At 47.1% G+C, this 22,412-nt stretch carries 22 protein-coding genes and 4 tRNA genes; 2 read left to right on the top strand and 24 right to left on the bottom strand.

Annotated elements, in window-relative coordinates; genetic code table 11:
• Nucleotide 1: 1 nt before the first annotated feature.
• The 18 genes from BLV22_RS11205 to BLV22_RS11125 form a co-directional block, all read right to left on the bottom strand.
• Nucleotides 2-1,366 carry a YycH family regulatory protein gene (locus BLV22_RS11205; RefSeq protein WP_091615240.1) on the bottom strand — a complete coding sequence of 455 codons (1,365 nt, stop codon included), beginning with the start codon at nucleotides 1,364-1,366 and terminating at the stop codon, nucleotides 2-4.
• Nucleotides 1,363-3,213, bottom strand: a complete 1,851-nt coding sequence (gene walK / locus BLV22_RS11200; RefSeq protein WP_091615235.1) for a cell wall metabolism sensor histidine kinase WalK — start codon at nucleotides 3,211-3,213, stop codon at nucleotides 1,363-1,365. The genes BLV22_RS11205 and walK overlap by 4 nt, the downstream gene beginning before the upstream one ends.
• A gap of 3 nt (nucleotides 3,214-3,216) precedes the next feature.
• A complete protein-coding gene (gene yycF, locus BLV22_RS11195; protein ID WP_091615232.1) occupies nucleotides 3,217-3,927 on the bottom strand; it encodes a response regulator YycF in 711 nt (236 codons plus the stop codon).
• Between the two features lie 227 nt (nucleotides 3,928-4,154).
• Nucleotides 4,155-4,230, bottom strand: a tRNA-Phe gene (locus BLV22_RS11190).
• Between the two features lie 217 nt (nucleotides 4,231-4,447).
• Nucleotides 4,448-4,523 (bottom strand) — tRNA-Asp (locus tag BLV22_RS11185).
• 198 nt (nucleotides 4,524-4,721) lie between these two features.
• Nucleotides 4,722-4,796, bottom strand: a tRNA-Glu gene (locus BLV22_RS11180).
• A gap of 5 nt (nucleotides 4,797-4,801) precedes the next feature.
• A tRNA-Lys gene (locus BLV22_RS11175) sits at nucleotides 4,802-4,877 on the bottom strand.
• A 143-nt stretch (nucleotides 4,878-5,020) separates the two neighbouring features.
• Nucleotides 5,021-6,313, bottom strand: coding sequence for an adenylosuccinate synthase (locus tag BLV22_RS11170; RefSeq protein ID WP_091615620.1), 1,293 nt, complete (start codon nucleotides 6,311-6,313; stop codon nucleotides 5,021-5,023).
• A 219-nt stretch (nucleotides 6,314-6,532) separates the two neighbouring features.
• Nucleotides 6,533-7,897, bottom strand: a complete 1,365-nt coding sequence (dnaB, locus tag BLV22_RS11165; protein WP_091615230.1) for a replicative DNA helicase — start codon at nucleotides 7,895-7,897, stop codon at nucleotides 6,533-6,535.
• Nucleotides 7,898-7,993: 96 nt separating this feature from the next.
• A complete protein-coding gene (gene rplI, locus BLV22_RS11160) occupies nucleotides 7,994-8,437 on the bottom strand; it encodes a 50S ribosomal protein L9 (protein WP_022792967.1) in 444 nt (147 codons plus the stop codon).
• Entirely contained in the window at nucleotides 8,434-10,404 is a 1,971-nt protein-coding gene (locus BLV22_RS11155) for a DHH family phosphoesterase (protein WP_091615228.1), read from the bottom strand. Before BLV22_RS11155 ends, rplI begins: the two co-directional genes overlap by 4 nt.
• Before the next feature lie 12 nt (nucleotides 10,405-10,416).
• Nucleotides 10,417-11,355 carry a YybS family protein gene (locus BLV22_RS11150; RefSeq protein WP_091615225.1) on the bottom strand — a complete coding sequence of 313 codons (939 nt, stop codon included), beginning with the start codon at nucleotides 11,353-11,355 and terminating at the stop codon, nucleotides 10,417-10,419.
• Nucleotides 11,356-11,605: 250 nt separating this feature from the next.
• A complete protein-coding gene (locus BLV22_RS15080; RefSeq protein ID WP_176967748.1) occupies nucleotides 11,606-11,743 on the bottom strand; it encodes a hypothetical protein in 138 nt (45 codons plus the stop codon).
• 151 nt (nucleotides 11,744-11,894) lie between these two features.
• Nucleotides 11,895-12,131, bottom strand: coding sequence for a 30S ribosomal protein S18 (gene rpsR / locus BLV22_RS11145; RefSeq protein ID WP_022792963.1), 237 nt, complete (start codon nucleotides 12,129-12,131; stop codon nucleotides 11,895-11,897).
• Nucleotides 12,132-12,175: 44 nt separating this feature from the next.
• Nucleotides 12,176-12,664, bottom strand: coding sequence for a single-stranded DNA-binding protein (ssb, locus tag BLV22_RS11140; RefSeq protein ID WP_091615222.1), 489 nt, complete (start codon nucleotides 12,662-12,664; stop codon nucleotides 12,176-12,178).
• Nucleotides 12,665-12,691: 27 nt separating this feature from the next.
• A complete protein-coding gene (gene rpsF / locus BLV22_RS11135) occupies nucleotides 12,692-12,979 on the bottom strand; it encodes a 30S ribosomal protein S6 (RefSeq protein ID WP_022792961.1) in 288 nt (95 codons plus the stop codon).
• A gap of 138 nt (nucleotides 12,980-13,117) precedes the next feature.
• Nucleotides 13,118-14,218, bottom strand: coding sequence for a redox-regulated ATPase YchF (gene ychF, locus BLV22_RS11130; protein ID WP_091615219.1), 1,101 nt, complete (start codon nucleotides 14,216-14,218; stop codon nucleotides 13,118-13,120).
• Nucleotides 14,219-14,372: 154 nt separating this feature from the next.
• On the bottom strand, nucleotides 14,373-14,561 hold the full coding sequence (locus tag BLV22_RS11125) for a DUF951 domain-containing protein (RefSeq protein ID WP_091615215.1): 189 nt from the start codon (nucleotides 14,559-14,561) through the stop codon (nucleotides 14,373-14,375).
• Nucleotides 14,562-14,769: 208 nt separating this feature from the next.
• Between BLV22_RS11125 and yyaC the strand changes: the two genes are divergently transcribed.
• Nucleotides 14,770-15,492: a spore protease YyaC gene (yyaC, locus tag BLV22_RS11120; RefSeq protein WP_245724080.1), complete on the top strand. Its 723-nt coding sequence runs from the start codon at nucleotides 14,770-14,772 to the stop codon at nucleotides 15,490-15,492.
• Here yyaC and BLV22_RS11115 read toward each other — a convergent pair.
• Nucleotides 15,430-16,140 carry a DUF554 domain-containing protein gene (locus BLV22_RS11115; protein WP_091615212.1) on the bottom strand — a complete coding sequence of 237 codons (711 nt, stop codon included), beginning with the start codon at nucleotides 16,138-16,140 and terminating at the stop codon, nucleotides 15,430-15,432. The two genes, yyaC and BLV22_RS11115, sit on opposite strands and share 63 nt — an antisense overlap.
• 362 nt (nucleotides 16,141-16,502) lie before the next feature.
• Here BLV22_RS11115 and BLV22_RS11110 point away from each other — a divergent pair, with 362 nt between their 5' ends.
• Nucleotides 16,503-16,961 (top strand): GNAT family N-acetyltransferase, encoded by a 459-nt coding sequence (locus tag BLV22_RS11110; protein ID WP_091615211.1) that lies wholly within the window; start codon nucleotides 16,503-16,505, stop codon nucleotides 16,959-16,961.
• 77 nt (nucleotides 16,962-17,038) lie between these two features.
• Here the strand turns inward: BLV22_RS11110 and BLV22_RS11105 are convergent, their stop codons facing one another.
• From BLV22_RS11105 to mnmG, 5 genes are all read right to left on the bottom strand, one after another.
• Entirely contained in the window at nucleotides 17,039-17,887 is an 849-nt protein-coding gene (locus tag BLV22_RS11105; RefSeq protein ID WP_091615209.1) for a ParB/RepB/Spo0J family partition protein, read from the bottom strand.
• Nucleotides 17,868-18,641, bottom strand: a complete 774-nt coding sequence (locus BLV22_RS11100; RefSeq protein ID WP_022792953.1) for a ParA family protein — start codon at nucleotides 18,639-18,641, stop codon at nucleotides 17,868-17,870. Before BLV22_RS11100 ends, BLV22_RS11105 begins: the two co-directional genes overlap by 20 nt.
• Before the next feature lie 40 nt (nucleotides 18,642-18,681).
• The gene (noc, locus tag BLV22_RS11095) at nucleotides 18,682-19,524 is read right to left on the bottom strand and encodes a nucleoid occlusion protein (RefSeq protein WP_091615207.1); all 843 of its coding nucleotides are present in this window, start codon (nucleotides 19,522-19,524) and stop codon (nucleotides 18,682-18,684) included.
• A gap of 117 nt (nucleotides 19,525-19,641) precedes the next feature.
• Nucleotides 19,642-20,355, bottom strand: a complete 714-nt coding sequence (gene rsmG / locus BLV22_RS11090; RefSeq protein ID WP_091615201.1) for a 16S rRNA (guanine(527)-N(7))-methyltransferase RsmG — start codon at nucleotides 20,353-20,355, stop codon at nucleotides 19,642-19,644.
• A 130-nt stretch (nucleotides 20,356-20,485) separates the two neighbouring features.
• Nucleotides 20,486-22,366 carry a tRNA uridine-5-carboxymethylaminomethyl(34) synthesis enzyme MnmG gene (mnmG, locus tag BLV22_RS11085; protein WP_091615199.1) on the bottom strand — a complete coding sequence of 627 codons (1,881 nt, stop codon included), beginning with the start codon at nucleotides 22,364-22,366 and terminating at the stop codon, nucleotides 20,486-20,488.
• Between the last annotated feature and the right edge of the window lie 46 nt (nucleotides 22,367-22,412).

The following is a 22,412-nucleotide window of genomic DNA, read 5'->3' as shown; positions in this document are numbered from 1 at the left end:
CTTATTCTCCTCCTTCTTCGTTATCGTCTCCGCCAAATTCCACTGGAGACCAGCTGCCGTCACAGCGGACAAACCAACCGGGCTCCATATCATAATAGCCGGAATTTTCCCCGTTTCTTGAAATGCTGTAGCCGATTTGTATATCTTCAATCAGCGAAGAACTGCACTGCTCCTGTACAGCATCGAGCGTTTCTTCCCCAGTGGGAAGATCGGTGGAAACACCGGCATCCCCCGTTCTGACCGGATTGTTTTCCAAATCAAACAGTGGACGTGAATACCCAGTCGTCTGCGTGCCTACATTCGACACCTGGATAGAGGCAAAATCACTGCCGTTGGAGTCCCGGAACACCGGCAGCCCTCCTTTATTCATACGAAAAGTATCCGTGGTTTCTCCGTCTACTGTGCTCGAAGAATAATACCGGTATTCATCCGACCATCCGGCATGGTTGTTTACAAATTCAAAGGAAGAAATGAGACTGCTTGTATCATTTCCATCTGTCTGTTCAGAGTAGGTAGGATTTGCATAGCGCAAGTAATCCCCGACATTATTAATCCGCAGCTCTCTCGTTCCGTCTGTAATAACTTCAGTGGAATCACTTGTATAGGTTTGGAGATTCTGTGCATTTTCATCGGCTATCAATACCTGCTGAAATTCATTTGTAGATAAATCTGTAGAAGCATAGGTGTAATTAGTACGTGCCCCCGGATCTTGCGGAAGATAAATATGCTTTTCGTATCCTTCCTGATCGGTATCATGGGTAAGCATACTTTCATGCTCTGCAAGATATTGCTCGTATTCTATTTCATTTTTATCAAGGTTCGTATTGCTGTTTACGACAACTCCCTCATCATAAGAAACAAACACAGCGTTCAGTTCTTCACTCCCTGGTGAAGCCGTTAGTAAGATCCGGTCAATTGACCCGTCCAGCGCTTCTTCCACTTCATTACTTTCATCTTCAAAGCTAAACAGCTCATTCACCATTGACCAGGAGACCGCCGAAGGAAATACAAGCTCCACCGAATATTCTGCTGAAGAAGCGTTCTGATAGAGCTCATCGTGATCCAGATCAGTTACTGATGTCTCGGTAATATCAGCTTCTCCAAGCTGATGGTAAACTTTATCCAAATCAGAAGCAGCCTGATCTTCTGTCATAAGAGAACTGCTTCCATTTGAGCGCACTACTCCCTGAGTGGGGCGTACGACCTCTCCTGCTTCTCTTGTTTCTGCTATTTCTGTCGTTTCCTGTACGCTTTCAGAGGAATTGACATTTTCGTATTCAGGCTGAAACGACCAGTTCTGCCAGGTAAGCAGCAGGCTGCCTATCACTAAAATCGATAATGTCCAGGATTTGATTGTTTCTTTCATGATCCAGCCTCCGCTTTATTAATCACTGAATATGGCAGCGTAATTAATATAGTGGTTCCTTTTTTCCATTCACTGTCAGCCGCAATCTTTCCGCCATGCGCATGGATAAATTCCTTGGCAATCGCAAGCCCGAGCCCAGTGCCGCCGAGATTTCTCGCTCTCGCTTTATCCACCCGGTAAAACCGGTCAAAAATACGGTGCTGGCTTTCTTTCGGGATGCCTACACCCTGGTCGCTGATTTCAACATCCACAGCATCGGCACGCGTAAACATCTGCACACTGATCTCCCCGCCATCCGGCGAATACTTCACAGCATTCGAAAGCACATTATCAAAGACTTGATAAATCCTGTCTTTGTCCATGTCTACGTATACCGGGTAGGAAGGGACCTCTTTATAAAAAGCAATATTTTTATCCTTGTTAATCATTTCAAACCGTTCAATCACCTGATTGATCATTTCAGACAAGTCCACAGTAAAAAAGTCTAAGCTGATTTCGTCACTATCCATCCGCGAAAGCTGAAGCAGGTCGTTCACGAGCCGGATCATTCTGTCCGTTTCGTTCTGGGTCACCTGTAAAAAGCGGGGACCCAGATTTTCGTCCTGCATAGCCCCGTCTTCGAGAGCTTCCATGTAGCTTTTCAGCGTAGTCAGCGGAGTTCTTAATTCGTGGGAAACGTTTGATACAAACTCCCGGCGCTCTCTTTCGATCTTTTCCTGCTCTGTGACGTCATGAAGCACGGTAATCAGGCCGGTAACTGGTCCGTCTTCGTTCCGCACGATTGAAAAATTAGCCTGCAGCAGAAAATCCTGTTCCTCGCTGCTGAAATCCAGCATGATTGCTTCATTGTAATCATACAGATCGCTCGATGTCAGCGTCTCTGACAGGTGCAGAGCTTCCGTAATATATGTGCCTTCCATTTCGTCGCTGTTTTTATTTAAAAGCTGCTCGGCGCGCTTGTTCATTAATATAATGCGCCCGAGTTCGTCAGTAGCTATAACACCATCTGTCATATGAGTCAGAACCGAGCTTAATTTCTTCCGTTCGTCCTCGGTGCTTGCCTGGCTCTCTTTTAATTTCAGCGTCAGCTGGTTAAAGGAATGGGCCAACTGCCCGATTTCATCGTTGCCGTACACGCGGACTCTGCGGGAAAAGTCTCCTTCCCCCATAATTTTCGCCTGGCGCTGCATGTCTGCGATAGGCCGTGTAATCGTGCGGGCAAGCAAAATACCAAGGATCGCGTTTAAAATCAGCACAATAACGCTCGCTGCAATTAAAATACTGCTGATGTCATTTACCAGGCTGTACACGCTCGACATATCAGAACGCACGTACAATACACCCAGAATTTCTCCGTCTTCTTCGATCGGCCGCACAATTAAGCTGACCCTGTGCCCGCTGTCGGCATCCCAGCGCACTTCTTCAAGCGTGTTCCCTAATAACGCCCGCTGTACAAGATCATCGTTTGATTGGTTATTGACGATATCCTGCTCGTTTATGTTCGACGTGCCTAAAATAATTTGGTTGGAGCCGATCACCCTGGCTTCCGGACTCGAATGTCCCGGATCATTGTTTGCTCCTGAGTTGGCAAATTGGCTTAATAAACTATCGATATCCTCCTGAACCGTATTATCGTCTTCTCCTCGACTCTGTGTCAGTTCTTCCTGCACATTATACTCCAGAAGATCTGTCTGCTCAGCGAGCGTATCATTAAAATTTTCCACGAGCGTGTCTTCAAGGGCGCTCGTGAAAAATACGGTAATGAACTGCATCGCTACAAAAATCAGCAGAACGAAGATCAAAATGAGTTTAAAATGAATCGATTTGAAAAAATCGATAATCTTCATACATTACTTCTCCTGTTCTGGATGTTTTAAGTAGTACCCAACACCACGTCTTGTCACAATCCACTCAGGGAAACTCGGATTGTCTTCTACTTTCTCTCTCAAACGGCGCACCGTTACGTCCACGGTACGTACGTCCCCAAAGTAATCATAGCCCCACACGGCCTGAAGAAGATGCTCTCTGGTCATTACCTGACCGATATGGCGGCCGAGGTAAAGGACCAGTTCAAACTCACGATGCGTAAGATCTATCGGCTCACCGCGTTTTGTCACTAAATACGCATCCGGATCTACGAGAAGGTCACCGATTTTTATAGCATTCTGCGGCTCGGTGCTTCCTTCTTCTGCTGCCGGCTGCTTCCTGCGGAGATTGGCTTTAACTCTGGCCAGAAGTTCCCGGTTGCTGAACGGCTTGGTTACATAGTCATCTGCGCCGAGCTCAAGGCCGAGCACCTTATCGATTTCACCGTCTTTAGCAGTTAACATGATGATTGGCATATCAAACCGCTTCCGGACTTCTCTGCATACTTCCATGCCGTCCTTGTTCGGAAGCATGACGTCAAGGAGAATCAGGTCCGGGCCGAAATTATCCACCTTTTCTAAAGCTTCGTCGCCGTCATATGCACAAACAACCTGAAATCCTTCTTTTTGAAGATTAAATTCCAATATATCAGCAATTGGCTGTTCATCATCGACTACTAATATTTTCTCATCCATGTTCCCACCGCTCCATTCCTCAAATGTGAAAAGGCATAAATTCAGTCATCTATGTGTAGTAACACCCTGCCCAGGTATGCCTCTTTATGTTTATTGCAAAATATTTAAGAGGATTACAATTCTCTTTCACATTGTAACACAGCTCTTTATCTGTTCCTATCGAGGCCTAAGGCCTTTGAAAAAAGCGCCTGGACGTCAATGTCCAGGCGCTGGTTATTTTATAAAAATGGTGGCTCGAGACGGAATCGAACCGCCGACACGAGGATTTTCAGTCCACTGCTCTACCGACTGAGCTATCGAGCCATATTAAAGGAAATGCTTTTGCTTGAGTGCTGCTCTTGCTTTTAGAGCCACTGTCCTTACCCTCATTCTTTGCTTATTCGATGAAGCAATTCGGGACGGACAACTCGCAGAACATTCGGAGAAGTATTGCTTGTTGCTCTACCGACTGAGCTACCTGGCCATATTAAAGGAAATGCTTGAATGCTGCTTTAACGACTGATCGTCTGCAATTCAAAAATGGCGGGCCTGACGGGATTTGAACCCGCGATCTCCTGCGTGACAGGCAGGCATGTTAACCACTACACCACAGGCCCTTTTAAAAAGAATACAAGGCGAACCTTGTCGTCTGCTGCTCTCGTTCACTACAGTCACGTACGTTTTGTACGTTCCTTTGCTCTCTCCCTGGCATACTCAACCTTCTGGTGTCTTCTTTCCAAAAACGAGCAGGGGGAAATACACTGCGAATCTTTTCGTCTGTTTCAGCTCTGTTTATTTTCTGCTTGATAAGAAAATGGTGACCCGTACGGGATTCGAACCCGTGTTACCGCCGTGAAAGGGCGGTGTCTTAACCACTTGACCAACGGGCCTTTCATGGTGAGCCATGGAGGATTCGAACCTCCGACCCTCTGATTAAAAGTCAGATGCTCTACCAACTGAGCTAATGGCTCCTGATACGAAGAAATTGTCGCTGTGGATAACGACAACATGAGTAATATTATCACGTCAGAGATACAATTTCAACTAGTTTTATATGAAAAAAGTGATTCATTGAAAAAAAGCATCCACCTCTATGGCAGATGCTTAGTGGTTTTTATTGGATCGCCCATACACCGCGGACCATATTTGTCTGATTCCGGTCCGGTCCTACCGAGAAAATGCTGATAGGAATGTTCGTCAGCTGGGAGATACGTTCAATGTAATGACGGGCGTTTACCGGAAGATCTCCGAGCGACGAAGCACCAGTGATGTCTTCTGTCCAGCCTGGCAGCTCTTCATAAATCGGCTCGCACTCTGCGAGGACTTTCAGGCTCGCAGGGAATTCTTCCATAATCTCTCCCCGGTACTTGTAGGCTTTGCATATTTTCAGCGTTTCAATACCAGTCAGCACATCAATGGAATTTAAAGATAAATCGGTAATACCACTCACTCTGCGGGCATGACGCACGACTACGCTGTCGAACCAGCCAACACGGCGTGGGCGGCCGGTGGTAGTCCCGTATTCATTTCCGACTTCACGAATCTGGTCCCCGGTTTCGTCAGACAGCTCTGTTGGAAACGGGCCGTCGCCCACGCGGGTCGTGTACGCTTTGGAGACACCCACCACGTGCTGAATTTTGGACGGTCCTACACCTGAGCCGATGGTCACGCCTCCAGCGATAGGATTCGAGGAAGTGACAAACGGATATGTGCCCTGATCGATATCAAGCATTACGCCCTGCGCGCCTTCAAACAGCACGCGGCGACCTTTATCGATCGCTTCATTTAATTCTACCGACGTATCACAGACGTACTTCGCAAAGAACTGGCCGTACTCGTAGTATTCGTCCAGAATGTCTTCAAGCTCAAACCCTTCTGCGTCATACATTCTTTCAAGCAGGCGATTCTTTTCTTTCAAATTCCGCGCCAGCTTTTCCCGGAATTCATCTTTATCCAGAAGGTCAGCAATACGGATACCAACGCGCGCAGCTTTATCCATATAAGCCGGACCAATGCCTTTGCGGGTCGTTCCGATTTTATTTGTGCCTTTGCTGTCTTCTTCCACAGCGTCGAGACGCAGGTGATACGGAAGAATCACGTGGGCACGGTTGCTGATACGAAGGTTGCTTGTATCAACTCCGCGCTCATGCAGATATTCCAGCTCCTCGACGAGCGCTTTCGGGTCAATAACCATTCCGTTTCCGATAACACACGTTTTATTATCATAAAAGATTCCGGACGGAATTAAATGAAGCTTGTATTTAGTTCCACCGAAGACAATCGTATGGCCAGCGTTATTTCCACCCTGGTAGCGGGCTACAACCTCCGCATTTTCTGATAAGTAATCCGTTACTTTTCCTTTTCCTTCGTCTCCCCACTGAGTTCCTACAATTACTATTGACGACACAGCGTCCACCTCCACAATCTCTCCTGCCGGCACCTTAGGCATATTTTTTTGTTTATCCGATAACGTTCACTTGGCTTCATCTAAAGTTTTCATGTTTGAATTTTATTATGCAGAAAATCCCTTAGATAGTCTATCAACCACGGCACACAAAGTCAATAAAACACGAACATTAAAAGTTTTATTTGCTTAATTTGTTCGCTTATGCAAAAAGCCCGGAGCCTAAGCTCCGGGTGGGATTTGATTATCATCGTGTCTCCGGTCCAAATTAACGAATTTATTATATTCTTTAATAAAAGCGAGTTCAGCTGTACCGACCGGGCCGTTACGCTGTTTGGCAATAATAATTTCAATGATATTCTGGTTTTCGGATTCCTGGTCATAGTAATCATCACGGTATAAAAACGATACAATATCCGCATCCTGCTCAATACTTCCGGATTCCCTTAAATCAGACATCATCGGGCGTTTATCCTGCCTGGACTCCACCCCGCGGGAAAGCTGGGACAGCGCAATTACCGGGACATTGAGTTCACGCGCAAGAGCTTTTAAATTACGGGAGATCTCCGACACTTCCTGCTGGCGGCTCTCCCCGCCTCTGCTGCTTCCCTGGATCAGCTGCAGATAGTCAATCAGAATCATTCCAATGCCCCGTTCCTGCTTCAAACGGAGGCATTTCGCACGTATGTCGTTCACCCGGATACCCGGGGAATCGTCAATAAAAATGCCGGCCGAAGACAAGCTCCCCATCGCCATCGTGAGCTTTTCCCAGTCTTCTTCCTGCAGCGCGCCGGTACGAAGGCGGTTAGCATCAATGTTTCCTTCCGCACAGAGCATCCGCTGCACAAGCTGGGCAGCACCCATCTCCAGGCTGAAAATCGCCACATTTTCCTCGGTTTTCGTCGCAATGTTCTGGGCAATGTTTAAGGCAAAGGCCGTTTTCCCCATCGAAGGCCTCGCAGCCACAATCACTAGGTCACTGCGCTGAAACCCGGCAGTCATATGGTCGAGCTCGGCAAAGCCGCTCGCAATTCCGGTTACATCATTTTCACGGTTCTGCAGCATTTCAATATTGTCATATGTTTCAATGAGTACGTCTTTAATGGAAACGAAGGCCGACGAACGACGCTCCTGCGACACTTCCATTATGGTCTTTTCAGCTTCGTTAAGTACTTCCTCTACATCGTGTTCTCCGCTGTAGCCTTCGTTCACTATGTTAGTTGCTGCCCGTATCAGCCGACGCAGCAGGGACTTGCTGTATACGCCCTGACTGTAATAACCGACGTTGGCCGCTGTCGGTACAGCGTTTGCCAGATCGGTAAGATAGGAAAGGCCGCCGATTTCTTCGAGCACCTGTTTTGCCTGCAGCTCCGTGCTGACCGTAATAAGATCCACCGGCTCTCCCCGTTCGGACAGCTCAATCATCGTATTAAAAATACGCTGATGCGACTGACGATAGAAGTCTTCCGGCATCAAATGCTCCGTGGCAGTAATGAGTGCTTCTCCCTCTAAAAAGACAGCACCTAAAACAGCCTGCTCTGCTTCAATATTCTGCGGGGGGACCCGTTCTGTGAAAATATCATTCATTGCTTTCACCTCTATAGAACGTGTTGAAAAAAAGAGCCTGGTTCTTACCCTCTGTTTATGACGGGGAAACAGGCTCTTTATTCATCCACGCAGCTGTTACTCTTCCGTCACGTGTACGTTTACGACAGCTGTGACTTCAGGATGAATCTTGATTGGTACTTTGGTGTAGCCAAGCGAACGAATTGGCTGGTCGATTTCTATTTTGCGTTTATCCACTTTCATATTCATGCTTTTCAGCTTTTCAGCAATCTGTTTTGTGGAAACCGCTCCGAACAAACGGCCGCCTTCTCCCGCTTTCGCAGTAAGCTCCACATCTGTTTTTTCGAGCTGCTCCTTAAACTTCTTCGCCTGCTCAAGCTCTTCCTGCTCACGTTCTTTTTGTTTTTTCTGCGTAGCTTCCAGGTCCCTCAGATTGCCTTTGCTTGCTTCCACGGCAAGGTTTTTCTTTAATAAATAGTTTCTGGCGTATCCTTCAGACACGTCTGCAACTTCACCTTTTTTTCCCTGGCCTTTTACGTCTTGTTTCAGTATGACTTTCATTCGGATGTGCCTCCTTGCAAATATTCATCAATAGCCTGCTTCAGGCGTTTTTCCGCTTCTTCAATCGTGACATCGGTCAGCTGCGTTGCCGCGTTCGTTAAATGACCGCCTCCGCCTAAAGCTTCCATTATTAACTGCACATTCACTTCACCAAGTGAACGGGCGCTGATACTAATTTTATCATCCTGACGCTTAGATATCACAAACGAACCTTTAATATCATTCATCGTAAGCAGGGTGTCCGCTGCCTGGGCGATTAAAATCTGGCCGTACATTTCATCTTCCGCAGCGGCGGCAACAGCCATACCGTCACGGTACACCTCCGCCCGTTCGATAAGATGCGACCGCTCGACGTACTGATCGAGGTCTTCTTTTAACAGCATCTGTACCATAGTCGTATCGGCACCGTGCATTTTTAAAAATGAGGCTGCATCGAACGTTCTCGATCCTGTTCGGATGGCGAAGCTTTTCGTATCCACAATAATGCCCGCAAGCATCGCCGTGGCTTCAAGCACATCCATACTGAGCTTTTTCGGCTGATACTCCAGAAGCTCTGTTACAAGCTCGGCCGTGGATGAAGCGTACGGTTCCATATATACAAGCACCGGATCTTCAATGAACTCTTCTCCCCGGCGGTGGTGGTCAAGAACAATCGTACGGTTCACGCGGTCAATCAGCCGCGGCTCGATAACCATGGAGGGTTTGTGTGTATCCACGACGACGAGCAGCGTGTGCTTCGTTACTTCATCCATTGCTTCTGACGGCGTAATAAATTGAGACCAAAGGTATTCGTGGTTTTCAATTTCTTCCATCAGCTTTTTCACATCCGGATTAATTTCATCCGGATCAACGACGACATACGCATCTGTATTATTTACTTCAGCGATTTTAAGCACACCAATAGCAGCACCAATAGCATCCATATCCGGATTTTTATGGCCCATCACAATGACCTGGTCGCTTTCGAGAACAAAATCACGCAGTGCGTGGGAAATAACCCTGGCGCGCACCCGGGTGCGCTTTTCGACTGCATTGGACTTCCCGCCGTAAAAACGAACTTTTCCGTTCGCATCCTTGATGGCTACCTGGTCTCCTCCACGTCCGAGTGCGAGATCGAGACTGGACTGAGCCAGCGAACCAAGTTCCTGCAGAGATGGTTCGCCCGAACCGATACCGATACTCAGGGTGATGGTCACCTTTTCTTTACTCGTAATATCACGTACATAATCGAGCAGTTCAAATTTTGTCTGCTCGAGATGATCAAGGGCATCCTGGTTCATGATAGCAATAAACCGGTCTACAGAGATGCTGCGCAGTAAAATGTCATGATCCCCCGCCCACTCATTCAAAGCGGTAGTTACATGACTCATCAGCCGGCTTCTTGTCTGATCGTCCATGCCCTGGGTAACTTCGGTAAAGTTATCTAAATAAATAAATGCAACGACTGATTTCTCTTTTTGATACATCGCCTGTATATCCGTCGTTTCGGTCATATCAAAAAAATACAGCAGCCGCTCTTCGCGGTGAATATAAACGGTATAATGACGATTTCTCATCGTTAAGTGTATTTCGCTTTCCCCCTGCTTAATCGCTGCAGCCAGACGTTCAGAGACGGTACTGATCGGCTTTCCCATGAACTCTTTCGGCAGGTAGGAAAGAATGAAGGGGTTCGCCCACTGTATCTGATAATTCTTGTCATACAGCAGTATGCCGATAGGCATTTCGGTAACCGCTTCCTCCCCTGCCTTGTTCACACGGTGGGTCAGCGTAGATATATACCGTTCAAGTTCTTTTTCAAATGAACGCTCTGCCTGGATAACATAAATAGCCAAAGCCCCAAGCAGTGTAAATCCTACAGCTCCTATTTCCCATTGAAACCAGGTGAGAAAGGCAAGTGCTATTCCGGCTAGTATGAACAATCCGACGATATGATAGCCGTACCACCGCCGTATTAAAAACTTCGGCATGTAACTCAACCCCTACTTCGTGTCGGTTTGAATGCGTTGCTTCAAGTTTAGACCTAAATCTATTATACCTAAAATGCGGGCTAAAAATAATGCTATTGTTGATAATAATATACTCCCGACAATAATGAGAACCCCGTAGTATTTCGGATAAGATTTAGCATGCAGAAAATAAAAGATCACGGTAAAGCCCTGAATAGCCACAGCCAGCTCTAAAAGAGGAAAAAGGTTCATAACAACAATATACATAGCTGTGCCTTCTTCAAGTCCAATCAAAATAAATATAGAACCAGTCAAATAATACCATATGAGAGACCTCGGAAAATTCCAGTTTCGAAAAGCCGGAAACTGCTGATAGTCCATCCGGACACGCTTCAAAATGACATGAGCGAACACCTGGGTTATAAATGAAAGAATAATGCCTGTACCAATCAGGAGCACCGGGCCGATATACTGAACCAGCGTGACCATCTCTGCTAAGGCATCCAGATTCGAAGTATTTTGATCGATGCTCTCCATCATGCTTCTTGCCTGGGCAATAGAGTCATTTAATGTTTGCTGGATCAATTGGATCGGATCAATATTAAACAGAAGAACCGAACTCAAATAAAATAAAACCAGGCCGATTATATACGCGACAGTTCCTGCAGCAAAAACGGCAAAAGCCGGCTTCTTTTGATGAATAAGCTCACCTGCTGCAATGCCCCCAAGACCGAAAATCAAAGCAGTCGGAAAACCAATACCGCCCGTAAACAGAGTCGCAAGCAGCGCACAGACGATAAACATAAAAACGCCCGGCTTCCATCCGTTTCTTGCCACAAAAATAATAAACGGAAGCGGCATCGCTATCGTTAATATACTTCCCACGACCGGCACAAAGATCAACAGCAGTACCAGCACCAGGAAAACAGCGCTAAAGACGGCTGCTTCTGCGACACTTCTAGCATTTTTCACTTCACGTTCACCTCATTTACAAAGGCAGTCAAATAAATGTACAGCAGCCGCCTGATTGCTTTTACTCCGACATTATCCCCGTGCTGCCTTTATCCCTTCGTATTCATGGAAATTCCATTCGTTCATTTTAGCTTATTCCTTTTCAAAAAGAAAGACGAACAGCCGAATAGTCAAAGGCTGTTCATATCTAAAAAACGCTGACTTCCGTCAGCGCCTTATTTCGTTTATTTATCTGCTGCAGGGCTGCTGTTTATTCTTCATTCGGCAGTTTGAAAGAAGATTCGTTTAGCACTTCCGCTTCTATGTTTTCATCTGCGGCCTGAATATCATCCTGCTTCAGTTCTTCAAGCTGTTTATTAATTTTCGTAATATAAGACTGAACGTCCATGTGAAAACCTCCTTCCCGGTATATAAAACGCTTTAACAATTACTTCATTTATACCCCGGGGAGGAAGCAGACTAAACATACAGCCATTTTTTTACAATAAAACACCCTTTCCCAGGCCTGAAACCTGGAAAAGGGTGCTTCAATGTTATCCTTACTGCTCACGCACGAAAGGAAGCAATGCTACGTGACGGGAACGCTTGATAGCGCGAGTCAGCTTACGCTGATATTTCGCACTCGTACCAGTTACGCGGCGTGGAAGAATCTTCCCTCTTTCTGAAATAAACTTCTTCAAGAGTTCAGTATCTTTGTAATCGATATGAGTAATTTTGTTTACTGTGAAGTAACAAACTTTCCGTCTTTTTCCTCTACGACGTGCTGCTGCTGCCATTGTTTATCCTCCTTTATAAAAGATTGTTTATGCTCTCAGGGGTTTTAGAATGGCAAATCGTCATCTGAAATGTCGATTGGCTGCCCGTTATCCGAAAACGGATCATCGTTTAAATTAGACGAATCGCGATTTTGCTGGCCTGAACCTGAGCTCTGGCTGCTCTGCTGCTGAGAATAGCCGCCTCCCTGCGAAGAACCTCCGCCTCCGGATGCTCCGCGCGGTTCAAGAAACTGCACGCTCTCCGCCTGAACTTCTACTACCGTTACACGACGGCCTTCCTGGTTTTCATAGCTCCGGCTCTGCATACGTCCGTCCACACCGGCCAGGCTGCCTTTTTTCAAGTAATTGGCCACATTTTCTGCCTGCTTCCGCCAAATGACGCAGTTAAGAAAGTCTGCTTCACGTTCGCCCTGCTGGTTGGTAAATGGACGATTTACCGCAATGCGAAAGTTAGCGACTGCTACGCCGTTCGGGGTATAACGCAGATCAGGGTCCGCGGTCAGCCGACCGACTAACACGACACGATTTATCATTTAAACCCCTCCTGATTGTTAATGAAATTAGTCGTCGTTACGAACAACTAAGTGGCGGATTACGTTATCATCGATTTTAACCAGACGGTCAAATTCGTTGGTAGCGTCCGCGGTGCCTTTAATATAGGTTACAACGTAATACCCGTCACGAAAATCATTGATTTCGTATGCGAGACGTTTTTTTCCTACTTCGTCTACTTTTTCAATCTCAGCGCCGTTATCTGTTAAGATTTTGTTGTACCGTTCGATTGTGTTTTTGACACCATCTTCGTCAACATTCGGGCTGATAATGTAAAGTACCTCATAATTCCGCATGCTGCGTCACCTCCTTTTGGTCTTCGGCTCTTTTCCGGTGGAAAAGAACAAGGAGCAAAAAACGCTTATCCGTTTTTAACTCGCAAGTTAAAATTATATCAGCTTGACTTTCATTTTACAATATTTCCGGCAGAAAAATTAAACGTTAAAACGGAAGTGAACGACGTCGCCATCCTTAACGATATATTCTTTCCCTTCAAGCCTTACCTTGCCTGCTTCTTTGGCGCTGTTCATTGCACCTGCCTGCATCAGGTCCTCATATCCGACAACCTCAGCACGGATAAAGCCCTTTTCAAAATCACTGTGAATTACCCCTGCTGCCTGAGGGGCTTTTGTATTTTTGCGGATCGTCCAGGCCCTTACTTCCGGCTCGCCTGCAGTAAAATACGTCTGCAGGCCAAGCAGGGAATAAGCTTCCCGGATCAGCTGGTCAAGCCCCGGCTCTTCAATACCGAGGTCCTGAAGAAATTCATTTTTTTCTTCTCCTTCAAGCTCCGCCAGCTCTTCTTCAATTTTCCCGGAGATAACTACTACGCCCGCCCCTTCAGCTGCAGCGAATTCTCTGACGCGGGAGACGTGTTCATTGTCTTCTGCTTCCATTAAGTCATCTTCGCTGACGTTGGCTACGTATAATACCGGCTTCATCGTGAGAAGCTGGAAGCCTTTAACGATTTTCAGCTCTTCCTCAGTCCATTCCAGGCTGCGCACGGGCTGCTCTTCTTTCAATGCTTCGACAATTTTTTCGAGCACCGCATGCTCCTGCATGGCGTCTTTATCCTTGGACTTGGCAAGCTTTGCCACTTTATCGATCCGCTTTTCCGCCGTTTCAAGGTCTGCAAGAATCAGTTCAAGGTTAATTACTTCGATATCATGGATCGGATCTATTTTCCCGGAAACGTGGGTGACGTCATCACTGTCAAAGCAGCGTACCACGTGGGAAATCGCGTCCACTTCCCGGATATGCGAAAGAAATTTATTGCCGAGACCTTCTCCTTTACTCGCTCCTTCAACAATACCGGCGATGTCTGTAAATTCAAATGCGGTAGGAATCGTTTTTTTCGGCTGAAACATATTTGTTAACTGTTCGAGCCTGCTGTCCGGCACTTCCACAATACCTACATTCGGATCGATAGTGCAGAACGGATAGTTGGCAGACTCCGCTCCAGCCTGGGTGATCGCGTTGAACAATGTTGACTTCCCGACGTTTGGAAGTCCGACTATACCTGTTGTTAAAGCCATTTATTATTTCCTTCTTTCTTTCAATTAATATTTCTCTAAACATAACAAAGAGGACAACCGCAGCTGTCCTGAAAAGCGACTCTTTATCGTTAGCATATTGCTTTGAGTATAGTATAATTTCACTTTTGCGACAACAAGAGCAGCTTTCCCGGAATTATTCAAGAACCTTTTTCACCTTTTTACTGAATTCTTTTCTCGGAAGCATGACGCTATGCCCGCACCCTTCACATTTAATCCGGATATCGGCGCCCATCCGGATAATCCTCCAGCGATTTTCTCCACAAGGATGCTGCTTTTTCATTTCTACAATACTATTGATATCAAAAGGCTGCTTTTCCACCATGAGTCCCGTTTTCTCCTTTCTTCTCAATTCACCTGAATGATTCGATACTTTTTATCCTATCGTACTCCGTCAAAAACCTCAATTAAACTGCCAATTCCGTGTTCAAGGCGGCTGTTGCTTAAATATACCAGTTATTTTTAACCAAACGCGGGTATAGTAAGCTAATACAATTATTTTCAGGGAGGATTCTGGAAAGGAGTTATCTGCTATGGGGAAAAAAGCTGTTTCACGTGAATCCTATCGTACTCATTGTCACGTCAGCATGGATGAACCCGGAAGTGCCGGAGAGCTGGCGGACTGCCTTGCCGGTCATATCCGGGAGCGTGTCACAGATAAAGATATCATCCTTGTCTGTATTGGAACAGACCGCTCGACTGGAGACTCTCTCGGGCCTTTAACCGGAAGCAAGCTTCTTGAAAAACAACTGGAAAACTTTTATATATATGGCACTCTCCAACACCCGGTACACGCTGTTAATTTAGAGGAGACGCTCTCCATCATTGCAGCAGAGCATCCGCATGCTTTTATTATCGCTGTGGATGCCTGTCTTGGCTATCTTCAGAATGTAGGGAAAGTTACTTTGAATGAAGGAGGAGTCACTCCGGGAGCTGCAATGAAAAAGAAGCTCCCAATGGTTGGAGATATGCACATTAACGGCATAGTGAATGTCAGCGGAATGATGGAATACTTTGTGCTGCAAAATACCCGGCTGTATACTATCGACACGATGGCTTCTTTAATAGCCGAAAGCTTCCTTCTTGCCGACCGGTCAATATCAAAGCAGCATGTTCTGCAGGAGAAAGAAGCCACCACCCCTCCGGTAACTTTCCACAATGACGACGACCATGCCCGCTTCCTACGGGAAGCTTCATCCGCCGAACAGACGGATGATAAACACAAAAAAAGCCACCATCGGTATCGCCGGAAGTAGATTGGCCACCCGGATTTCTAACAGACCTGCCAGCTTTAATCCGATAGCGATAATCATCACGCCGCCGGTAGCCGTCATTTCAGTAATAAAAGTATCCATGGCCTCCTGCGGCACCAGCCTGTTAATTTGGACAGCAAAAAGGGCAATGGACCCCTGGTAAATAACGACCGGAATAAACGAAAATAACACTCCGATACCCATCGTTGTTGTAAAAATAAGCGCTGAAAATCCGTCGAGCATTGATTTTGTAAATAAAACATCGTGCTCCTGGCGCAGACCGCTGTCCATTGCTCCAAGCACCGCCATCGCTCCCACCACATATACCAGCGTGGCAGTTACAAAACCTTTGGCTACTGTATTCTCTGTACCGCTGCTCCCCATTCGTTTTTCCACCCACTGGCCGACCGATTCCAGACCATCTTCAATTCGCAGGCGCTCTCCTGCCCAGGCTCCAGTTACCAGACTGCCCACGACAATTAAAAATTGTTCTGTCTGCAGCCCCATCTGGATCCCGAGAAGAACAACCGCCAGCGCCAGCGCCTGCATAATGGTTGTTTTCATTCTTTCCGGTATACGGTGAAACAACAACCCCATTAACGATCCAATAATAATGGTCACTCCGTTGACCAATGTTCCTGTCAGCACCATAAATGTCCGCTCCCTTTTGTTTCTTTACTTCTCTATATACACCCTTTTAGAAATTCCGAGGGGACGCTGATAAACAGCTGTCCAGCCGCCAGAAGCACCGAAGAGATTTTCCATACCGCTTTATTCCTTCCTGAATGAACAAATTTGTTCCTTCCTGCTCAAAAATGGACTACGCGCCTGAATGTGCGCTGCCCTTTTTTCTAAAACAACCTTTAATCACTGTGCCTTTCTTCAGTAACAATTGGGCTTTAAATATTTTACTATGAAATGAACTGAAGCGGGCTTGCCCTAAACGGCAAAAGTTACGTAGCTGATGTCTTTTATCGTTCTTTCCGCCTCTTTCATTTTAAGGAGAGATTATAATGATCGTCCTGTTACCCAATCATAAATACGATACTGCTAAAAGTATACTTGCTTTGCAGCAGCAATCCTACTCCACAGAAGCTATGCTTATAGACAATTTTGAAATTCCTGCTCTAAATGAAACGGTGGAATCTATCCGTTCATCAAAGGAAACCTTTGTCGGCTACTTTGTGGAAGGGGAACTCCGTGCTTTTATTGCTTATGAATATCAGGAGAAAAAGCTGCAACTTACACGGCTCGTTGTCCACCCGGATTTTTTCCGGCGGGGGTTTGCCTCTTACCTGCTGAAATATCTATTAAATCAACATCTCGACACTTTAATCTACGCATACACCAGCGAAAAGAACCAGCCGGCAATCGACCTTTACCATTCGTTCGGATTTGTCATTTCCCGCACATTCAGCCTTTCCGACGGGCACCCAATGGTGGTGCTTGAGCGTCACTCTTCCTACGCCTGATATTTTCCACCGGACTCTACCCTTCGAACCATACAAATCAGCAAAGGCTCCCGGTTAATGAACCGGAAGCCTTTGCTCTATTCTATTTCTTCACTCAGAAGCTGAAGAATCCGCTCCAGGTCCTCATCCGAAAAGAATTCAATCTCAATCTTACCTTTATTTTTTCCCTGCTGAATAGAAACGGAGGTACCAAAATACGATTGGAGTTCCTCTGCTTTTTGTTCAAGGAAAGGAGAGGCCGGCTGTTTTTGCTTTGTTTCACGTGGAACACCCTCGTTCATCTGCTGAACAAGTGCTTCCGTCTGCCTGACATTGAGCGCTTGTTTAACAATCTGTTCGCTTACCTTCACCGCCAGCTCTTTCTTTTTCAACCCAAGAAGCGTTCTGGCGTGCCCCATGGAGATCTCCTTGGTTTCAACGAGCTTTTGCACTTCTGCTGGCAGCTGCAGAAGCCGGATATAGTTGGCAATATGCGGCCGGCTCTTTCCAAGGCGCTTGGAAAGTTCATCCTGAGTAATATCGAGTGATTCCACCAGGCGCTGGTACGCTTGGGCTTCTTCTAATGGATTCAGGTCTTCCCGCTGCAGATTTTCAATTAAAGCGACTTCCATCATCCGCTCATCGCTTAAATCCTTGACGATCGCCGGAATTTCTTTCAAGCCTGCCGCTGAGGCAGCACGGAACCGCCGCTCTCCGGTAACGATGTCGTACCCTTTAATACTTTTGCGGACGAGAATTGGCTGCAGGACACCAAACTCTGCCACAGAGTGCTTCAGCTCTTCAATCGCTTCTTCTTCAAATCGTTTTCTCGGCTGATAAGGGTTCGGCCGTAATTCCTGTACTGGTACGGCAGTGATTTGATCTTCGTTGCCGCCTGTTTCTTCCGGGAAAAAAGCGTTCAATCCTCTACCTAGACCTTTGGCCACCAGCAACCACTTCCTTTGCTAATTCTAAATAGACCTCGGCACCCTTAGACTTTGCGTCATACATAATAATTGGAAGACCGTGGCTTGGAGCTTCCCCAAGACGTATATTCCGGGGAATAATCGTTTCGAATACTTTTTCCTGAAAATATTTTTTTACTTCTTCTATAACCTGAAATCCAAGATTGGTCCTTGCGTCGAGCATCGTAAGCAGGACCCCTTCGATTTCCAGGTCATGGTTTAAGTGCTTTTGCACAAGCCGGACCGTATTGAGCAGCTGGCTCAATCCTTCCAGGGCATAGTACTCACACTGCACAGGGATTAAAATCGAGTCCGAAGCGGAAAGCGCGTTGATCGTTAAAAGCCCAAGGGAGGGAGGGCAATCGATTATTATGTAGTCGTACTGCGCAGCCACATCCTCCAATGCATTTTTCAGCCTTATTTCCCGGGAAATAGTGGAGACCAGTTCAATTTCTGCCCCGGAAAGCTGTATGGTGGCAGGTACTACGTCCAGTTGTTCCAAGGCTGTTCCCCGGACAATATCACGAATATCCGTGTCTTCAACGAGAACGTTATACACGCATTTTTCAACGTCCCCTTTTTCAATGCCGGCCCCGCTGGTGGCGTTACCCTGCGGGTCAATGTCCACGAGAAGCACCCGCTGTCCTACATGTGCCAGACAGGCACTAATGTTTACTGCTGTTGTTGTTTTCCCAACGCCGCCTTTCTGGTTGGCGATAGCAACAGTTTTTGCCATCGATACACCTACTTTCCCAGTTCCATGCTGTTCTTCTTATTTACTGCTTCGATTTTGGTATTCGAATGGTCACCTGATAATAACCATCATAGTCTTCTTCATCCGTATCAATTGTCATACCGCTTTTCGTCACCATGTCTATCGACTCCCGGATCGTATTTAAGGCAATACGGGTATCCCTGGAGACGTGCTTTTTCGGCTGCTTTGTCTTTTTCGGCTTTGGATCAAGCAAAGCAGCAATTTTATCTTCCGTCTGTTTCACGTTCCAGTCCTTTTCGATGGCTTCATCAACGATACGATCCTGGCGCTCCGCCTCCGGCAGCTTCAGAAGCGCCCTGGCATGCCGTTCGGTAATTTCTTTTTCTGACAGCTTCTCCTGAACGTATTCAGACAAATGCAGCAGACGAAGCTTGTTAGCAATGGTCGACTGACTTTTCCCCAGCCGCTGCGCCAGACTTGCCTGGGTGAGCTGGTTCATTTCCAGCAGCCTGGCGTATGCGGCTGCCTCTTCAAGCGCTGTTAATGCTTCCCGCTGCAGGTTTTCAATGAGCGCAATTGAAGCCGTCTGGGTATCATTAAATTCTTTCACCAGCGCCGGTATCTCTTTCCATCCAAGCTTCTGCGAAGCGCGCCAGCGCCTTTCCCCAGCAATAATTTCATAGCCGCCGGACTGCTTTCTGACCGTTATTGGCTGCAGAAGGCCGTGCGTCTGCAGCGATTGGGCTAATTCCGAAAGCTTTTCATCTGAAAAGATGGTCCGCGGCTGAAAAGGATTCGCCATGATTTGATGAATAGGAATCATTTTGACTTCGTGTTCATTAATGCCGCTTTTTTCGGCCTGGTTGTCCCCCAGACCGAACCATTTTTGAATCGACTGTTTCATACCCGTATATCACCTCACTTAAAAACTGCGGCCCTTGATGCTTCACTCGTGGATTTCGTACATATGCTCTTTTCATTCTATCACGTTTCTAAGGGTTGTCGAATGAGCCGTGGGTGATTATAAAGGATTTTTTGCCGGGGTCCCTGGTTTTCTTGGATACGCTTTTGGAGTTTTTTTCTTTTTTTCGAATGTTAAAAGCACCCGCTCGCTCTGTTCTTCCGGGAGCTTCATTTTCTTCGGCGCCGCTGCTTCTGCTTCTAATCTCACCAGGGCGTTTTCCGCCTCATGCAGTTCTTCTTCTCCGCTTGCTCCCTTCCACGCAATGAAAACACCTCCCGGCTTTACAAACGGCAGGCAGAGCTCGAGCAGCACTGGAAGCTTGGCCACGGCACGGGCACTGGCTGCGTCAAACTGATCCCGGTACGTCTTTTGACGCGCTAGCTGCTCGGCCCGGTCATGGATGAGGGTCACTCCTTCAAGCCCGAGTTCACTGACGATTTCTTCTAAAAAACCGATTCGTTTTTTTAAAGAGTCGACGATCGTAACCTGGAGCTCCGGAAAGCAGATCTTGAGAGGCAGACTCGGGAATCCGGCTCCTGAACCAACATCGATCAGGGAGCCTTCCGCCTTAAAGGCCTCCAGGGAAGCTCCGGTAAGAGAATCATAAAAATGTTTTTCGTATACCTCCCCTTCTTCAGTAATGCCTGTCAGATTCATGCGCTCATTCCATTCAACGAGCAGCTGATAATACTGCTCGAACTGCTTTTTCTGTTTATCGTCCAAAGAAATATGTATGGCTTCAAGCCATTCCGGAAACGTTTCTTTACTCATTCTTTTCTTTCCTGCCCTTCACTGGATAATACAACAACGCCTGAACTCCTGGTGTTTACACCTTAGCAAAATGGCGTTGTCTTGAAAAAAAGCCCCTGCTTTCAGTAAGCAGGGGCTTAATCACGCACTGTTACGTTGTTGCCATACGGCCCTGTTCAATATACACAAGCAGTATAGATATATCGGACGGGTTCACCCCGGATACACGGGAAGCCTGGCCGACAGAAAGCGGACGTACTTCTGAAAGCTTTTGTCTCGCTTCAATCGCAATGCCAGAGATGGAATGGTAATCGATACTCTCTGGAATTTTTTTCTCTTCCATTTTCTTCATCCGCTCGACCTGTTCAAGCTGTTTGGAAATATATCCTTCGTATTTCACCTGAATTTCCACCTGTTCGGCTACATCCGGTGCAATAGATGACGGGGCGTCTGCAAATGGAGCAACGTCAGCATAGCCGATTTCCGGCCGCTTCATCAGGTGGGCCGCCGAAGCTGCTTCCTTCATCGCTGTAGAACCGCGGGAAATGAGCATATCATTAATTTCTTCATGCGGCTTCAGGGTAAAGCTTTCCAATCGTTTTTTCTCGGCCTCGATCGATTCTTTTTTATGCACAAATCGTTCGTAGCGGGCCTCCGGGACCAGTCCGATCTCATGACCAATCTCAGTTAAACGAAGGTCGGCGTTGTCATGACGGAGAAGCAGGCGGTATTCCGCCCTCGACGTTAACAGGCGGTACGGTTCGTTGGTGCCTTTAGTGACCAGATCATCAATCAATACTCCAATATACGCATCCGAACGATCGAGGATGACGCCTTCCTTGCCCTGTGCTTTGCAGGCTGCGTTGATTCCGGCCATAATTCCCTGGCCGGCGGCCTCTTCATATCCGGAGGTTCCGTTGATCTGACCGGCGGTAAAGAGACCCTCCACGGTTTTTGTTTCAAGGGTCGGCCACAGCTGTGTCGGCACAATCGCATCGTACTCAATCGCATACCCTGGACGCATCATTTTTACGTTTTCAAGTCCCGGGATCGTTTTGAGTATGCCGAATTGAATGTCCTCCGGAAGACTTGTCGACAGCCCCTGCACGTATACTTCATCTGTATTTCTGCCTTCAGGTTCGAGGAAAATCTGGTGCTTCGGCTTGTCGTTAAAACGGACAATTTTGTCTTCAATTGAAGGGCAGTACCTCGGACCGGTTCCTTCAATCATCCCGGAATACATCGGGGAGCGCTGCAGATTGTTTGTAATCAGCTCATGCGTTTCTGCTCCGGTATAGGTGAGCCAGCAGGGCAGCTGATCGGTAATGAATTCCACTGTTTCGTAGGAAAAGGCCCGCGGCTGCTCGTCGCCGGGCTGGATCTCTGTTTTGCTGTAATCGATGGAGTTGCTGTTAACCCGTGGGGGCGTGCCGGTTTTGAACCGGACCATATCAAGACCGAGCGCTTTAATGCTGTCCGACAAATTGATGGAAGGCTGCATGTTATTCGGACCGCTTTCATACGCGAGTTCTCCAAGAATAATCTTGCCGCGCAGATAAGTACCCGTTGTCACTACGACCGATGAAGCGTAGTAGCTCGCGCCAGTGTTAGTAACTACGCCCTTGCATACGTTATCTTCAACAATCAGTTCCTCCACCAGTCCCTGGCGGATCGTTAAATTGTCTGTGTTCTCAAGGGTCCGCTTCATTTCCTGCTGATAAAGAAATTTATCAGCCTGCGCACGGAGCGCCTGAACAGCCGGCCCCTTTCCTGTATTGAGCATCCGCATCTGGATATGCGTTTTATCAATATTTTTAGCCATTTCTCCGCCGAGCGCATCAATTTCGCGGACCACGATGCCTTTTGCCGGCCCTCCTACGGACGGGTTGCACGGCATAAACGCTACGGCGTCGAGGTTCAGCGTCAGCATCAATGTATTGGCTCCCATGCGTGCAGAAGCAAGACCTGCTTCTACGCCCGCATGTCCGGCGCCGATGACAATCGTGTCATAATTTCCTCCGTTGTAACTCATTACGGTTCCTCCTTCTAGTATTACCCTCCGCCTCCAGCGGATGTAT

Source organism: Marinococcus luteus, assembly GCF_900106595.1.
Taxonomy (GTDB): domain Bacteria; phylum Bacillota; class Bacilli; order Bacillales; family Marinococcaceae; genus Marinococcus; species Marinococcus luteus.
Note: the sequence above shows the minus strand (reverse complement) of the source record. Positions and strands in the feature narration are given on the sequence as shown.

What these genes read in the sequence shown, in the direction of transcription:
- BLV22_RS11205 (WP_091615240.1), bottom strand. Translation starts at nt 1,366, where the DNA reads ATGAAAGAAACAATCAAATCCTGGACATTATCGATTTTAGTGATAGGC.
- walK (WP_091615235.1), bottom strand. Translation starts at nt 3,213, where the DNA reads ATGAAGATTATCGATTTTTTCAAATCGATTCATTTTAAACTCATTTTG.
- yycF (WP_091615232.1), bottom strand. Translation starts at nt 3,927, where the DNA reads ATGGATGAGAAAATATTAGTAGTCGATGATGAACAGCCAATTGCTGAT.
- dnaB (WP_091615230.1), bottom strand. Translation starts at nt 7,897, where the DNA reads ATGAATGATATTTTCACAGAACGGGTCCCCCCGCAGAATATTGAAGCA.
- rplI (WP_022792967.1), bottom strand. Translation starts at nt 8,437, where the DNA reads ATGAAAGTCATACTGAAACAAGACGTAAAAGGCCAGGGAAAAAAAGGT.
- BLV22_RS11155 (WP_091615228.1), bottom strand. Translation starts at nt 10,404, where the DNA reads ATGCCGAAGTTTTTAATACGGCGGTGGTACGGCTATCATATCGTCGGA.
- BLV22_RS15080 (WP_176967748.1), bottom strand. Translation starts at nt 11,743, where the DNA reads ATGGACGTTCAGTCTTATATTACGAAAATTAATAAACAGCTTGAAGAA.
- rpsR (WP_022792963.1), bottom strand. Translation starts at nt 12,131, where the DNA reads ATGGCAGCAGCAGCACGTCGTAGAGGAAAAAGACGGAAAGTTTGTTAC.
- ssb (WP_091615222.1), bottom strand. Translation starts at nt 12,664, where the DNA reads ATGATAAATCGTGTCGTGTTAGTCGGTCGGCTGACCGCGGACCCTGAT.
- rpsF (WP_022792961.1), bottom strand. Translation starts at nt 12,979, where the DNA reads ATGCGGAATTATGAGGTACTTTACATTATCAGCCCGAATGTTGACGAA.
- ychF (WP_091615219.1), bottom strand. Translation starts at nt 14,218, where the DNA reads ATGGCTTTAACAACAGGTATAGTCGGACTTCCAAACGTCGGGAAGTCA.
- BLV22_RS11125 (WP_091615215.1), bottom strand. Translation starts at nt 14,561, where the DNA reads ATGGTGGAAAAGCAGCCTTTTGATATCAATAGTATTGTAGAAATGAAA.
- yyaC (WP_245724080.1), top strand. Translation starts at nt 14,770, where the DNA reads ATGGGGAAAAAAGCTGTTTCACGTGAATCCTATCGTACTCATTGTCAC.
- BLV22_RS11115 (WP_091615212.1), bottom strand. Translation starts at nt 16,140, where the DNA reads ATGGTGCTGACAGGAACATTGGTCAACGGAGTGACCATTATTATTGGA.
- BLV22_RS11110 (WP_091615211.1), top strand. Translation starts at nt 16,503, where the DNA reads ATGATCGTCCTGTTACCCAATCATAAATACGATACTGCTAAAAGTATA.
- BLV22_RS11100 (WP_022792953.1), bottom strand. Translation starts at nt 18,641, where the DNA reads ATGGCAAAAACTGTTGCTATCGCCAACCAGAAAGGCGGCGTTGGGAAA.
- noc (WP_091615207.1), bottom strand. Translation starts at nt 19,524, where the DNA reads ATGAAACAGTCGATTCAAAAATGGTTCGGTCTGGGGGACAACCAGGCC.
- rsmG (WP_091615201.1), bottom strand. Translation starts at nt 20,355, where the DNA reads ATGAGTAAAGAAACGTTTCCGGAATGGCTTGAAGCCATACATATTTCT.
- mnmG (WP_091615199.1), bottom strand. Translation starts at nt 22,366, where the DNA reads ATGAGTTACAACGGAGGAAATTATGACACGATTGTCATCGGCGCCGGA.